The following is a 13,617-nucleotide window of genomic DNA, read 5'->3' as shown; positions in this document are numbered from 1 at the left end:
ACGTACGCCAGCACCGCTGACCAGCGACTTGCAGGATGGCGCACGCTCATAGATGTTGCTCGTCAACGTGCTTACTCACCGGTCGTGCGGTACTGGACGGGTCGGTCCTGGGTCTTGGCGAGGGAGCCGGCGGTGGCGAGGTCACGAAAGAGCTGACGGGCCCGCTTCTCGTCGACCTGATGCCCGGCGTCACCGAGGGTGGTGATGACGCGCTGCGTGTCGCAGACGCTGCCGAGGCCAAGCAAGTGCTCCAGGGCTTCTTTCTGCGTGGCTTCTGCCCGCTTCACCTTGGTGAGGTGGTTACGGATGCTGGCTGGGGCGCCATAACGGCTTGCTGAAGTACGGATCCGTCCCGGGTTGAGCGGTACCCCGCGAGAGAGTGACAGCACGCCCGCCCCATACCCGGGACAGTCCAGCATGGGAGAGACCATTTCCACCCGGATGAGCCCCGGGCCGACGTCCGGGCGGACGAGGACTCCCGCGTCGAGCTTCACAATGGGGAGAGCCGCGGGCGATGGACGTGGAGATTCTCCCGTCCTGCTCCGATCAGCCACAGAAGCCGTCGCTCACCGCCTGCTCGCACTCCTCGTCGATGCCCTACGGGCCGAGCGGGTTGACGAACTCGAAGCCGAGCCCCCCCATCCGGGAGTGGCTCGAAGTCCACGGTGAACCATGCGAACCCGCCCATACAACTTGGACGGGTGCAACGAACTTGGACGTCACGGCGGGCCTCAGCGGGGAATCGCAGGCCGCAAGCGTGCCCGTTCGACGGACCCCAGCCAACGGGATTCGGGGCGCCTGGTTGTCGTAGTGCTCGGTGACAGCTGCTGCTGCCCCGAGGTTGAGCTGCCCAGCTGTTCTGTCAGGTCAGGCGCCGGCTCTCGACACGTTCAACAGCCAAGGGATCCGATAGGCCACTCATAAAGCTTGACTAGAGGATCGAGCAACAACACAGATCAGGGCGCAAAAGAAGTGATTGACCAATTGAGACATGAGTCGATAGGCTTTCCGAGTCAGTCTTTACAGGAGAAGTGAACTCGGACGGTGCCACTTGTGAAGGCTTGCCCTGCGCCTACTCGCTGCATCGGAAGCTGGAGCTGCGGAAGGTCCGGCTCCACGACGCGCGCCATCGTGTCTCACGTTCCTTGCCGCCAACGGCGTGCCGGACGTCGTCGCCCTCACCTCATGAGCCGAGCACGCCATCACCTTCACCAACCGGGCGCACGTCCAGGGACGACGCGCCGCCCTCGTACTCGCTTCGCACGACCGTCGGCTCCTCGTTCTGAATGGGACTCGGCAAGGAGAGGAGAGAGATGTCAGCCCCCAGGAAGTTGGAACCCATCCTCGAAGCGCACTACAACATCAAGGCCGCGACGGTCCGCCTCGGACTGGCCACCGAGGACGCAGAGGACAAGCGCGGTCAGAAGTGGTTGCGCGATGGGGTCAACCGGAAGGTCGACCCCTTCCCTCACGCCCGCATGGCGGGCCAACTGGTGTTCACCGAATCCCACCTTGCCGAAATCTCGGTGCGCCACGAGAGCCGGGTCCACGGCAACACCGGCAAGCGCAACAGGCCCATAGCGAGACGCCGAGCCGCCAACAGTGCCGCGCCCGCTGCCACCTAGAGGCTGTCCCGTAAATGATCTACGGCGTACTGGATGAGCTGCTGATTCTTCAGCATCCGGGGAGGGTGAGGTTGCACAGACGGTCAGATGCCGAGCATGGAGTGATGCATGCCGTCGTCCTTGAGGCGGCAGTCGCGGAGGATCTCCCAGCCCTTCATGTGGCGAAGGCGTGATCGATGCGAGCCCAACACCGTGCGATGCAAGGTGTTGCACTCCTCATTTCCAAACCCTGAGCTCGGCCCGCCGCGCTCACGTCGGTGCGAGAAGACGACCGGTACCCCAGTAGCCGCCATCTGAGATCACGGTCGTCCTACTACCGGTAGTGGGTTCAGGGAGCCGTCCACGATCAGCATGGTGTTCTTGCGGGCTGGAGTGACAGCAACGGATGGTCGACGATGCGGTCGGCGGCCGACTTCGACACCCCGAATAGCGGCGCGAGCTGCCGCAGTGCGGTGACAGCCCCGCCGAACTACCGCCGGCTCAGCCCAGTGAACGGGGATATTCAGGACGGCTCCGACGCCGTGATCACACCAGCCACAGCAAGATCATCCAACCCGTGACCAGCAGTTGCCTGATAGCCATTAGATTGCAATCAGACCGCTCGGCACGACCAAGCCTGGAGCGACCTCCAAGACCCACCCACCAGCAGAGCAATACGACAACAAGGGATGTAACGCATGCCATGGATCGAGTGGCGAGGAAATAGCTGCCGAGTTCGATGGGAGACTGGGAAGCTCCATCCCGACACCGGCAAGAAGCTCTTCGACTCGAAGTCGAGTGTCAAGTGGACCGAGGAAGAGGCGTACAACTACGGCCTTGACCGAGAGTCAGACATCCGCAACGACCGGTACATCTCGCGCCGCGACGGCTCCGTCTTCATGAAGGAATACTGCCGCACCTGGCCCGACACCCTCGATGTTGGGCACCTGCGGGAGAAGGCCATTCGCTCCATGATACGGCTGTACATTGTGCCGCGCTGGGGTGATACGGCTGTCGGCGACATCAAGGCGTCCGCCTACCGGGCATGGAAGAAGCAGCTCAAGGCCCTGCCGAACGTGGGCGAGAAGTATGGGGAGGAGATCCTCACGGTCTTCTCGATGCTGATGGACGACGCCGTGGATGATGAGCTGCGGAAGTCCTCGCCCATTCCGAAAGGGAAGCGACGCCGCGGTAAATACAAGAAGAAGCCGCGCGAGAAGAAGCTCGAGATGCGCATCGATGACATCCACCGACTCGCCTGCAACGCGCTGGTGTTCTGGGGATTCCCTGGCTACGTCTTCATCTGGACCATGGCCTGCACAGGCATGCGGCCTGCAGAACTCTACGGACTCAGACGCGAGTTTACCCATCCGCTGTGGCCGGCATCTGATCCGGACAAGGAGCGACGCCTGGAGAGTCTAGAGCGGTACTTCGGCGAGAAGCCGATGCCCGCGATCCGCGTTGAGTATCAGCTGCAGCGTGAGGGCGGGCTGTCGACACCCAAGCTGTTCCCCCCGAAATATGAGAGCGTACGCACTCTGGTTATTCCGCCGTTTCTGGCCGAACTGCTGGAAAGGTTGCTCGACTCACACGACTCAGAGTGGGTTTTCCCGTCCATCAAGGGCAGTTCACTGGCTACCGCTAACTTCACCTACCACTACTGGCGGAAGATCGCGGACGGGAAGGCTGCGTCAACGCCTCGACCGAAGGGGAGCGGGCCAGGCGGCACGCGGCGGCCGCTCCCGGCGATTCCGGCCGTGTCCGCCTACAAGGGGAAGCGTTTGTACCTGCTGCGGCATGGCCATAAGGAATGGATAGACGAAGACGGGCACAGCCGGATCGCGACAGAGACCCGAATGGGGCATGAGGTCGTCGGGGTCGAGGGTCTGTACGCGAACGTGACCCCGACGATGGAGCGTCGCATCATGGAGACGTTGCAGGCGCGTTGGCAGCGGTTCGTGGTGACGCTGGATCCAGGTTGGGCACCCCCTTCTCCCACTTCTCTCCCATTCGACTTGGCCGAGTGGATGAAGCACCAGGTCAGGGACGCAGAATCCACCAAGTATTGAACTGGTTCATGACGTTCGTCTCGTCGAAGAGCTTCATGCCGTTCGTGGTCTATCGGATCCTGCTGGGTGCCGCCCTGTTCTTCCTGGTCGGCACGGGCGTCCTCAGCCCGGACGCAGGTCCCGCCGGGGGCTGAGGGAAGCGTACGTACCTGCCGTCACTTCCCCGGTCCGGGCTCCGTGTCCGGACCGCCGGGCCGCTGCCCGGGTGAACCGTCATCCGGCACGGGCGGATCGTCCTCCGGCACGGGCAGTTCGTCCTCCGCGGCCGGGCCGGGTTCCGCCGGCCTGGACCGCTCCAGCGCCTCAAGACCTGGCAGCGGTATTCCGATGTTGGACAGGTCCAGCTTCGCCGCCTCGATCTCTTCCGCCGACAGCCCGGGTACGGCGGCCTCCACCGCGTCGGCCACCGGGCCGGAGGTCTTCGCCGCGGAGGTGTCCGCGGTGCCGTCCTCCGCCATGACGGCCCCCCCTTCGCGCTCCGCCCCCGGCATCTGCGGGTAGCGCTGGGCCCGCTCCAGGAACCGGAGCAGCTCCACGGGGAACGGCAGGACCAGCGTGGAGTTCTTCTCGGACGCGACCTCGGCCACCGTCTGCAGCAGACGGAGCTGGAGTGCGGCCGGGTGCTCGGACATGACTTCGGCGGCCTGGGCGAGTTTCTTCGAAGCCTGGAGCTCGGCATCCGCGTTGATGACGCGGGCCCGCCGCTCCCTGGCCGCCTCGGCCTGCCGTGCCATCGACCGTTTCATCGTCTCGGGCAGCGACACGTCCTTGATCTCCACCCGGTCGATCTGAACACCCCAGCCGATCGCCGGACTGTCGATCATCAGCTCCAGGCCCTGGTTCAGCTTCTCGCGGTTGGACAGCAGGTCGTCCAGATCGCTCTTGCCGATGATCGACCTCAGCGAGGTCTGCGCCATCTGCGAGACCGCGAACTGGTAGTCCTCGACCGCGATGACCGCGTCCGCCGCGTTGACCACCTTGAAGTAGACGACGGCGTCGACCCGCACCGTCACGTTGTCCCGGGTGATGCCCTCCTGCGCGGGGACCGGCATCGTCACGATCTGCAGATTCACCTTGCGCAGCTTGTCCACGCCCGGGATCACCGTGGTGAATCCCGGCAACCGCTCTGCCTCGCGCAGCCGGCCGAACCGGAAGACCACACCGCGTTCGTACTGTTTGACCACGCGGGCCGCGGAGAGTCCGTACACCGCGGCGAGGCAAAGGATCACCACGACCGCTGTCAGCAGTGCTGCCACCATCACGACCACCTAGTGCCAGATTTATTTCTCTTTCCTACGATATGCCCCGAATGCCGTAACCGACGATCGGCGCAGAGACCTCGTAGCTCTCCAGAGGAACGCGCAGGTGAAGAGGGTCGCGGTGATGAACAGCCAGCGGATCAGGAACACCCCGCCGGGCAGCGCCGTGGCCCGCCCGTAGCGCTCCGGCGGGCCGAGGATCAGCGGGAACCAGACGAGCAGCAGCAGTCCGGACAGCGCCGCGGGCACCCTGAGCGTGTTGATCCACTCCCCGCGGACCACGCCGGGCAGCGCCCGCAGGGCCCGGTCGGCCAGCGAGTAGAGCGGGATCAGCACCAGGTCCTGCACCAGTGCCGCACCGGCGAACCAGACGACGATGCCGAGCCGGTCGCCCGCCAGCAGCCGCATCCCCGCGTATCCCGCCACCGCGAAGGAGACGAGCAGCACCACGAGCTGCAGCGGACCTGCCCCGTACCAGCGCTCGAACCGCCGCATCACAGCTCCCCGAAGGTCAGCGAGGCCACCCACTTGGTGTTGAGCACCCCCGGGGCGGCCGGGACGATGATCCGTGCCGGGTAGCCGTGGTCGGGCGAGAGATCGGCGCCGTTGACGCGCAGTGCCAGCAGCGAGCGCGGATCGCGGACCTGGTTGTCCCGCAGCGCCGCCGCCCGGAAGGAACCGTGCCGCTGGAAGGACCGTACGAGCACTCCCGGCGGCCGGTCAGCCGCGCCGACCAGGGCGGCCAGGTCCCGCAGCCGCACCCCTTGCCAGTCCTGGTCCGGTGTCGACCAGCCCTCCACACAGGCGATGGGAAGGTGCGCGCCGTGCTGCGGGAGGCGCAGCAGCTCCTCCCGCGTCAGGCGCACCGAGCCGCCGGGGCCCCGCACCTCCAGCCGCCAGCCGTCCCCGGTGTCCCGGGAGCTGATGCCCGCCAGCGCCGCGGTCTTGTTGATCTGGAAGCCGTTCGGGCCGTGCCCGGGTTCCCCGCCGCCGTGCGGTGCGAGCAGCGCCACCCGGCGCAGCGGTCCGCCGATGCTCTGGCCGGCCGTCACGGCGAGCAGCAGGAGGGAGCCGCCGCCGACCAGCCCGAGGAGACCGCGCCGGGAGAGCGTCGCGGCAGCCGGGCGGGGCGTGACCAGGCCGGAGCCGTCGGGCGGCTCCTGCCGCCCGGCCGCGGGCTCCCGCAGCGGCGCCCGCAGCCCCCGCTCGCGCAGCACCCGCACCGCCATGGGCAGGCGGAGGGCCACATGCGCGGCGAAGGCGCCGGTGAACACCCACGCCCCGTAGAAGTGCAGCGCGTAGAACGACCCGGGAAAGAGGTAGTCGAGCTGGACGTTGAGAAGACCGGTCGCGAACTCGAACAGCACCCCGCCGACCAGCAGCAGCAGCGAGATCCGCTCCAGTGCGTGGGCCACCGACCGGGCGGGCGGCAGCGCGAAGAGCTTCGGGACGACGGACCAGAGTTTGGCCAGCAGCACCGGGACGAGCGCGACGCCGAGCGTCACGTGCACGCCCTGGGTGAGGCGGTAGAGCCAGTGCGGGTCGGTGGGCCACGCGAAGAGGTAGAAGCCGAGCAGCCCCTTGCCCGGTGTCTTGTCGTTGACCGGGGCGAGATCCGGGTTGTAGGCGGCGTAGGACAGCAGGCCCGTCACGACCAGCACGGTGATACCGCCCAGCAGGACGAGGCCGAGCAGCGCCGTCAGCCACGGCCCGCGCAGCGGACTGCGCCAGAACCCGGGTGCGGCGGGCGAGAGGATCTGCGGGGGATTCTGCTTGGCGCGCATGGCACTTCCCGGACTGTTCCGGCGGTGGTCGTCCACAGCCGCGCCCCGACGTTAAGCCGGTACAGCGGCCTTGCGGGGCCCGGAACCGATGACGAAACTCTGACGTCGGGCGGCCCCGGCGAGAAGATCTGACGGTTCGGTGACGGGCGGCGTCGCTTCGGTGCTTCGCGCCTGCCGGCGGCCTAGCGTGGGCCTGTGACAGCCCCCGCCCCCCTCGCCGAGAAATCCGCCGACCCCGTGTCCCGGGCGCGCCGGGGACGGCGCCCCGACGTCATCGCCGCGATCGCCGGAGCGCTGCTCGTCGCCGCTGCCGCCGTCGTCGGCACCGTCATTCAGAACGCCGACGGGACCCTGCACGTGGCGTGGCCGCCGCTGCTGGCCGACTGGCTCCCGCATCTGGGACCGGGCACGCCTGCGGCCATCGCCGCCGCGGCCGGAGTGATCGGCTACGGCCCGGTGCTCGCGGACCGGCTGTCCTGGCGGGCGCTGACGCCCGTGGCCTTCGCCGCGTCGATGGCCTGGATCTGGTCACTGGCCCTGGTCGACGGCTGGCAGCGGGGCGTCGCGAACCGGCTCACGAACAGGAACGAGTACCTCAGCGTCATCGACCGGTTCACGCACATCGGACCGACGCTGCGGGGTTTCGACCAGCACATCCTGATCGGCCACCCGCACAACTGGCCCGCGCACGTGGCGGGGCACCCGCCGGGCGCCACCCTGACCTTCGTCTGGCTCGACAGGATCGGCCTGGGCGGTGGTGGATGGGCCGGCGTCTGGTGCATCACGGTCGGCGGATCGGCGGCGGTCGCCGTGCTCGTGGCCCTGCGGGCGCTGACCGGCGAGCGGACCGCGCGCCGGGCGGCGCCCTTCCTCGTCCTGGCCCCCGCCGCGGTCTGGATCGGGACATCGGCCGACGGCTACTTCGCGGCGGTCGCCGCCTGGGCGGTCGCGCTGCTCGCCCTGGCTGCCACCCGTACGGTGCGCGCCCCCGCACTCGTCGCGCTGGCGGCGGGACTGCTCTTCGGCTGGGCCCTCTATCTCTCGTACGGGCTGACCCTGTTCGCGGTGCCCGCCGTCATGGTGCTCCTCCTCGCCCGCAACGCACGGCCGCTGGCACCCGCGCTCGCCGGAGTCGCTCTCGTCGCGCTCACGTTCACGCTCGCGGGCTTCAACTGGTGGGAGGCGTACGGCCTGCTGGTGGAGCGCTACTACCAGGGCGTGGGAGGGGACCGGCCGCAGAGTTACTGGGTGTGGGGCAACCTCGCCTGCACCGTGGTCATCACCGGTCTGGCGTCCGTGGCCGGGCTGCGGAGGGCAGGGGCCTCGGTCCCGGATGCGGTCCGGCGCTGGCGCGGGGCGCGGGACGGCGCTGCCGACCGGCTCGGGATGCTGGTCCTGGCCGTCCTTCTCGCGCTGCTCATCGCTGATCTGTCGGGCATGAGCAAGGCGGAGACGGAGCGCATCTGGATTCCCTTCGCGCTGTGGATGCTGCCCGCGGCGGCTCTGCTCCCGGCCGCGGACCGGCGCCGCTGGCTGACGGCCCAGGCGGTGCTCGCCCTGCTGGTCAACCACCTGCTGCTCACCATGTGGTGAGCAGCGGCGGCAGCACCACAGCAACCGCCTCTCAGCCCGGTGCCGTCCCCCGGAACGCGCCGAGGATCCGCTCGGCGGCGAGGGTCGGCGTCAAGGTGCCGCCGCGCAGCTCCTGTTCGAGCAGCGGGGCGAGCCGCCTGACGTCGGGGTGGTCGTGCAGCTCCTTCAGCAGCCCCTCGCGCACCATCGTCCAGGCCCAGTCGACCTGCTGGTCACGCCGTTTGGCGGCCAGCCCGCCGGACGCGTCCAGGACCTTGCGGTGCTGTTCGAGCCGTTCCCACACGGTGTCGAGACCGAGCGACTCCCGGGCGCTGCAGCTGAGCACCGGCGGCGTCCACGCGGCGTCGGCCGGGTGCATCAGCCGCAGCGCGCCGGCCAGTTCGCGGGCGGCCGAGCGCGCGTCGCGTTCGTGGGGGCCGTCCGCCTTGTTGACGGCGATGACGTCGGCCAGCTCCAGGACGCCCTTCTTGATGCCCTGCAGCTGGTCGCCGGTGCGGGCCAGGGTGAGCAGCAGAAAGGAGTCCACCATGTCCGACACCGCGGTCTCGGACTGGCCGACGCCTACGGTCTCCACCAGGACGACGTCGTAGCCGGCCGCCTCCACCACGACCATGGCCTCCCGGGTGGCACGGGCCACCCCGCCGAGGGTGCCCGCGGTCGGTGAGGGCCTGACGAAGGCCGCCGGGTCCACGGCCAGCCGCTCCATCCGGGTCTTGTCGCCCAGGATGGAGCCGCCGGTCCTGCTGGACGAGGGGTCGACGGCGAGCACCGCCACCCGGTGGCCCAGGCCCGTGAGCATGGTGCCGAAGGCGTCGATGAAGGTGGACTTCCCGACGCCGGGCACCCCGCTGATCCCGATCCGGCGTGCTGTCCCGGAGTGCGGGAGCAGCGCGGTCAGGAGCTGCTGGGCGAGGGCCCGGTGGTCCGCCCGGGAGGACTCCACGAGCGTGATGGCCCGTGCGACGGTGGCCCGTGACCCGTCCAGGACGCCCTGGGCGTAACGGTCGGGATCGATGTGGAGTGCCATCCGCTACAGCTCGTGGCCGAGTGCGGAGGCGAGCCGGACCACCAGGTCGTACGCGGCGTCCGGGATCACGGTTCCCGGTGGGAAGACAGCGGCGGCGCCGGCCTCGTGCAGGGCCGGGATGTCCTGGGGCGGGATGACCCCGCCGACGACGATCATGATGTCCTCCCGGCCCTCGGCCGCCAGTTCCTCCCGCAGGGCGGGGACCAGCGTGAGGTGCCCCGCGGCGAGCGAGGAGACCCCGACGATGTGCACGTCCGCTTCGACCGCCTGCCGTGCCACCTCGCCCGGCGTCTGGAAGAGCGGGCCGACGTCCACGTCGAAGCCCAGGTCCGCGAAGGCGGTGGCGATCACCTTCTGGCCGCGGTCGTGGCCGTCCTGGCCCATCTTGGCGACGAGGATGCGCGGACGGCGCCCCTCGGCCTCCTCGAAGGAGTCCACCAGCCGGCGCGTCCGCTCCACGGAGGGCGACTCCCCTGCCTCGGTCCGGTACACACCGGAGATGGTACGGATCTGTCCCGCGTGCCGCCCGTAGACCTTCTCCAGGGCGTCGGAGATCTCACCGACGGTGGCCATCGCCCGCGCGGCGTCGACCGCGAGCGCCAGCAGGTTGCCGTCGAGGTCCGGGCCCGGGTCGCGGCCGGCGGCGGCGGTCAGCGCCCGCAGCGCGTCCTGGCAGGCCGCTTCGTCGCGCTCCTCGCGCAGCCGCTTCAGCTTCGCGACCTGCTGGGTGCGCACCGAGGAGTTGTCGACCTTGAGTACGTCGATCTCCTCGTCCGTCTCCACCCGGTACTTGTTGACGCCGACGACGGGCTGCCGTCCGGAGTCGATACGCGCCTGGGTGCGGGCGGCCGCCTCCTCCACCCGGAGTTTGGGGATGCCCGCGTCGATGGCCTGCGCCATGCCGCCGGCCGCCTCGACCTCCTCGATGTGCTGCCAGGCGCGCTGCGCCAGATCGTGGGTGAGCTTCTCGACGTACGCGCTGCCGCCCCACGGATCGATGACCCGGCAGGTGCCCGACTCCTGCTGGAGCAGCAGCTGGGTGTTGCGGGCGATCCGGGCGGAGAAGTCGGTCGGCAGGGCCAGCGCCTCGTCGAGTGCGTTCGTGTGCAGCGACTGGGTGTGGCCCTGGGTGGCTGCCATCGCCTCGACGCAGGTGCGGGTCACGTTGTTGAAGACGTCCTGCGCGGTGAGGGACCAGCCGGAGGTCTGTGAATGGGTGCGCAGCGAGAGGGACTTGGCGTTCTTCGGGTCGAACTCCTTGACCAGTCTGGCCCAGAGCAGCCGGGCCGCGCGCAGCTTCGCGATCTCCATGAAGAAGTTCATGCCGATCGCCCAGAAGAAGGAGAGCCTCGGCGCGAAGGAGTCGACGTCCATACCGGCGGCGATACCGGCCCGCAGGTACTCCACTCCGTCGGCCAGCGTGTAGGCGAGCTCCAGGTCGGCCGTCGCGCCCGCTTCCTGGATGTGGTAGCCGGAGATGGAGATGGAGTTGTAGCGCGGCATCTTCTGCGAGGTGTACGCGAAGATGTCGGAGATGATCCGCATCGAGGGCTTCGGCGGATAGATGTAGGTGTTGCGGACCATGAACTCCTTGAGGATGTCGTTCTGGATGGTCCCGGCGAGCTTCTCCGGCGGTACGCCCTGCTCCTCGGCGGCGACGATGTACAGCGCCAGGACGGGCAGCACCGCACCGTTCATGGTCATGGAGACCGACATGCGGTCCAGCGGGATGCCGTCGAAGAGCTGCCGCATGTCGTAGATCGAGTCGATCGCGACGCCCGCCATGCCGACGTCGCCGGTGACGCGCGGGTGGTCGCTGTCGTAGCCGCGGTGCGTCGGCAGGTCGAAGGCGACCGAGAGGCCCTTCTGACCGGCCGCCAGATTACGGCGGTAGAAGGCGTTCGACTCCTCGGCGGTGGAGAATCCGGCGTACTGACGGATCGTCCAGGGCTGGTTGACGTACATCGTCGGGTACGGCCCGCGGAGGTAGGGCGCGATCCCCGGGTAGGTGGCGAGGAAGTCGAGTCCCTCGGTGTCCTGGCCGGTGTAGAGCGGTTTGACGGGGATGCCCTCGGGGGTCTGCCACACCAGCTCGTCGACGCTGTGGCCGGTGGACTCCTTCACGGCCGCCCGCCACTGCTCCTCGGTGGCCCCGGCGGAGGCACCCGGCCCCAGTTCGGTCTCTGTGAAGTCCGGGATCTGCATTACGCCACTCCCATACGGTCGAGGACGGAGGTCAGTACGGCCACCACGTCTCCTCCGGCGAAGACGAACTCGTCCACGCCGGCGGCCAGATATTCGTCCCGCCGGTCTCCGGGGCGGCCGGCGAGGAACACCTGCCGTGCTCCGGCTGCCTTCAGTGCGGTGGCGGTCTCCGGCGCCTGTTCGGCGTAGACCGCGTCGCTCGAACAGACGCAGGCGAGGGTGGTACCCGCCCCGGCGAACGCCGCGGCGGCCGTGCCCGGGGCTCCCGGCACCGGGCCGTGGACCGGTTCGATGCCGCCTGCCTGGAAGAGGTTGGCGGCGAAGGTGGCCCGCGCGGTGTGCGCGGCGGCGGGACCGAGTGCGGCGAGGAACACCCGCGGGCGGGCGCCGGTCGCCGCCAGATGGGCGTCCGAGCGGGCCCGCAGCGCTTCGAAGGCGTCGTCGCGGTGGACCACGGGGAGGCCGCCGCCGGGGGCGGCGGGCGCGGGGTCCCTGACGACGGCGCGCTCGACGAGCTGGGGGAACTCGCTGACGCCGGTGACCGGTTCGCTCCGCCGGGCCAGCTTCTCGCTGCGCCGCTCCCAGGTGGCCGCGAGGCGTCCGGCGATCAGCCCGGACCGCAGGGCCTGCTCCTGGCCACCGGCGCGTTCGATCTCCTGGAACCACTTCCAGGCCGCCTGCGCCAGTTCGTCGGTGAGCCGTTCCACGTACCAGGAGCCGCCCGCGGGGTCGGCCACCCGCGCCAGATGGGACTCCTCGACCAGGATGGTCGACGTGTTGCGGGCGACACGGCGGGCGAAGTCGTCCGGCAGGCCCAGCGTGTGGTCGAACGGCAGCACCGTCACCGCGTCCGCGCCGCCGGTACCGGCCGCCAGGCAGGCGACCGTCGTACGGAGCATGTTCACCCACGGGTCGCGCCGCGCCATCATCACCGGGGAGGTCACGGCGTGCTGGCGCTGCGCCCCGGCCCCGGGGGCGCCGCTCGCCTCGGCCACCCGGGCCCAGAGGCGGCGCGCCGCGCGCAGCTTCGCGATCGTCAGGAACTGGTCGGCGGTGGCCGCGTAGCGGAATTCCAGCTGTCCGCAGGCTGCCGCCACATCGAGTCCGGCGCCGGTGAGTCCGCGGAGGTACGCCACCGCGGTGGCGAGCGAGCACCCCAGTTCCTGCGCCGCCGATCCGCCCGCCGCGTGGTACGGCAGCGCGTCCACGACGAGCGCCCGCACCTGCGGGTACCGCTGGTGGCACAGCTCGGCGAGCGCGACGGCCTGCGCGGTGTGCCCGGCCACGGCGTCGTAGGCGCCGGTACGGGCCGCGTGGCCCAGCGGGTCCGCGCCGAGGGTGCCCAGCGCCTCGTCGGGGGTGACGCCGCGCTCTTCGAAGAGCCGCAGCAATTCCCGCGCGGCGGCGTCGAATTCGGCGCCCGCGTCGAGGACGACCGGTGCCAGGTCGAGGTGGACGCCTTCGAGAGCCGTCCCGATCCCGGCCACCGGGACGCCCGATTCGCCCACGGTGAGCCAGAGGGAGGAGACGCCGTTCTCCAGGTCCGCGAGCACCGCCCCGTTGGTGCGCGAGGCATCGGGCCGGCTGTGCAGCTGGCGTACGTCCCAGCCGCCGGCCACGCGGCCGGCCGGAGTACTGCCACGGGTGAACGGGGCGAACCCCGGGAGCCCCGTTGCCCCGGGGAGTCCGCCGCCGTCCGGCGCGGTGTAGAGCGGCTGGACGACCAGACCGTCGTCAAGTTCGGTGGAGAGCGCTGCTTCCGCCGCCGTACCCGGGACATCCTTACCCGATTTGCGCAGCACACCTTCCACAAGGCGCTGCCACTGCTCATGGGTCGCATGCGGGAATCCGGCGGCCAGGGGGAACCCGTTGTCGGGCAGGACCGTCATGCTCAGATGCTAGGCGAGGGGGCCAGGTGTGCAGTTGAGGGAACCACTGTGACCTTGGACTCTCTCGTCCGTGCGGGAGCCCGGGACGGCCTGCGCCGTACCGGGCTCCCGGTCCGGGCCGATGGCCCGGAGATGTGCTGTCCGGCTGCTTCACCCCCCCTCGTCGCTCCGCTCCCCCTTTTCGCCG

General features: G+C 69.5%; 10 protein-coding genes and 2 pseudogenes. 4 read left to right on the top strand and 8 right to left on the bottom strand.

Going from position 1 to position 13,617, the window contains the following annotated elements:
• Positions 1 to 71: 71 nt before the first annotated feature.
• Positions 72 to 287, bottom strand: coding sequence for a hypothetical protein (locus OG285_RS31520; RefSeq protein ID WP_371792867.1), 216 nt, complete (start codon positions 285 to 287; stop codon positions 72 to 74).
• Positions 288 to 1,313: 1,026 nt separating this feature from the next.
• Between OG285_RS31520 and OG285_RS31515 the strand changes: the two genes are divergently transcribed.
• Complete coding sequence (locus tag OG285_RS31515) at positions 1,314 to 1,625, top strand: hypothetical protein (RefSeq protein ID WP_371792866.1); 312 nt, start codon at positions 1,314 to 1,316, stop codon at positions 1,623 to 1,625.
• Between the two features lie 49 nt (positions 1,626 to 1,674).
• Here OG285_RS31515 and OG285_RS31510 read toward each other — a convergent pair.
• Positions 1,675 to 2,127: pseudogene (locus OG285_RS31510) on the bottom strand (hypothetical protein).
• Positions 2,128 to 2,302: 175 nt separating this feature from the next.
• Between OG285_RS31510 and OG285_RS31505 the strand changes: the two are divergent.
• Together OG285_RS31505 and OG285_RS31500 are read left to right on the top strand one after the other, a co-directional pair.
• On the top strand, positions 2,303 to 3,673 hold the full coding sequence (locus OG285_RS31505) for an integrase (RefSeq protein ID WP_371792865.1): 1,371 nt from the start codon (positions 2,303 to 2,305) through the stop codon (positions 3,671 to 3,673).
• Positions 3,661 to 3,807: pseudogene (locus OG285_RS31500) on the top strand (undecaprenyl-diphosphatase); the annotation flags it as partial. The gene OG285_RS31505 and the pseudogene OG285_RS31500, both read left to right, overlap by 13 nt.
• Before the next feature lie 21 nt (positions 3,808 to 3,828).
• Here OG285_RS31500 and OG285_RS31495 read toward each other — a convergent pair.
• Genes OG285_RS31495 through OG285_RS31485 form a run of 3 tightly spaced genes read right to left on the bottom strand, consistent with a single transcriptional unit; the run spans position 3,829 to position 6,716 of the window.
• Entirely contained in the window at positions 3,829 to 4,932 is a 1,104-nt protein-coding gene (locus tag OG285_RS31495; RefSeq protein WP_371792864.1) for a slipin family protein, read from the bottom strand.
• 21 nt (positions 4,933 to 4,953) lie between these two features.
• Entirely contained in the window at positions 4,954 to 5,427 is a 474-nt protein-coding gene (locus OG285_RS31490) for a hypothetical protein (RefSeq protein ID WP_371792863.1), read from the bottom strand.
• Positions 5,427 to 6,716, bottom strand: a complete 1,290-nt coding sequence (locus tag OG285_RS31485; RefSeq protein WP_371792862.1) for a molybdopterin-dependent oxidoreductase — start codon at positions 6,714 to 6,716, stop codon at positions 5,427 to 5,429. Before OG285_RS31485 ends, OG285_RS31490 begins: the two co-directional genes overlap by 1 nt.
• Before the next feature lie 195 nt (positions 6,717 to 6,911).
• Here OG285_RS31485 and OG285_RS31480 point away from each other — a divergent pair, with 195 nt between their 5' ends.
• Positions 6,912 to 8,309 carry a hypothetical protein gene (locus OG285_RS31480; RefSeq protein WP_371792861.1) on the top strand — a complete coding sequence of 466 codons (1,398 nt, stop codon included), beginning with the start codon at positions 6,912 to 6,914 and terminating at the stop codon, positions 8,307 to 8,309.
• 31 nt (positions 8,310 to 8,340) lie between these two features.
• Here OG285_RS31480 and meaB read toward each other — a convergent pair whose 3' ends face one another.
• The 3 genes from meaB to OG285_RS31465 are packed head-to-tail and all read right to left on the bottom strand — an operon-like array spanning position 8,341 to position 13,430.
• Positions 8,341 to 9,336: a methylmalonyl Co-A mutase-associated GTPase MeaB gene (gene meaB / locus OG285_RS31475; protein ID WP_356832385.1), complete on the bottom strand. Its 996-nt coding sequence runs from the start codon at positions 9,334 to 9,336 to the stop codon at positions 8,341 to 8,343.
• Between the two features lie 3 nt (positions 9,337 to 9,339).
• A complete protein-coding gene (gene scpA / locus OG285_RS31470; protein WP_371792860.1) occupies positions 9,340 to 11,541 on the bottom strand; it encodes a methylmalonyl-CoA mutase in 2,202 nt (733 codons plus the stop codon).
• Positions 11,541 to 13,430, bottom strand: coding sequence for a methylmalonyl-CoA mutase family protein (locus tag OG285_RS31465; protein ID WP_371792859.1), 1,890 nt, complete (start codon positions 13,428 to 13,430; stop codon positions 11,541 to 11,543). Before OG285_RS31465 ends, scpA begins: the two co-directional genes overlap by 1 nt.
• Positions 13,431 to 13,617 lie beyond the last annotated feature (187 nt).

It is taken from the genome of Streptomyces sp. NBC_01471 (genome assembly GCF_041438865.1).
GTDB lineage: Bacteria > Actinomycetota > Actinomycetes > Streptomycetales > Streptomycetaceae > Streptomyces.
This window is presented reverse-complemented; position numbering and strand designations above follow the sequence as displayed.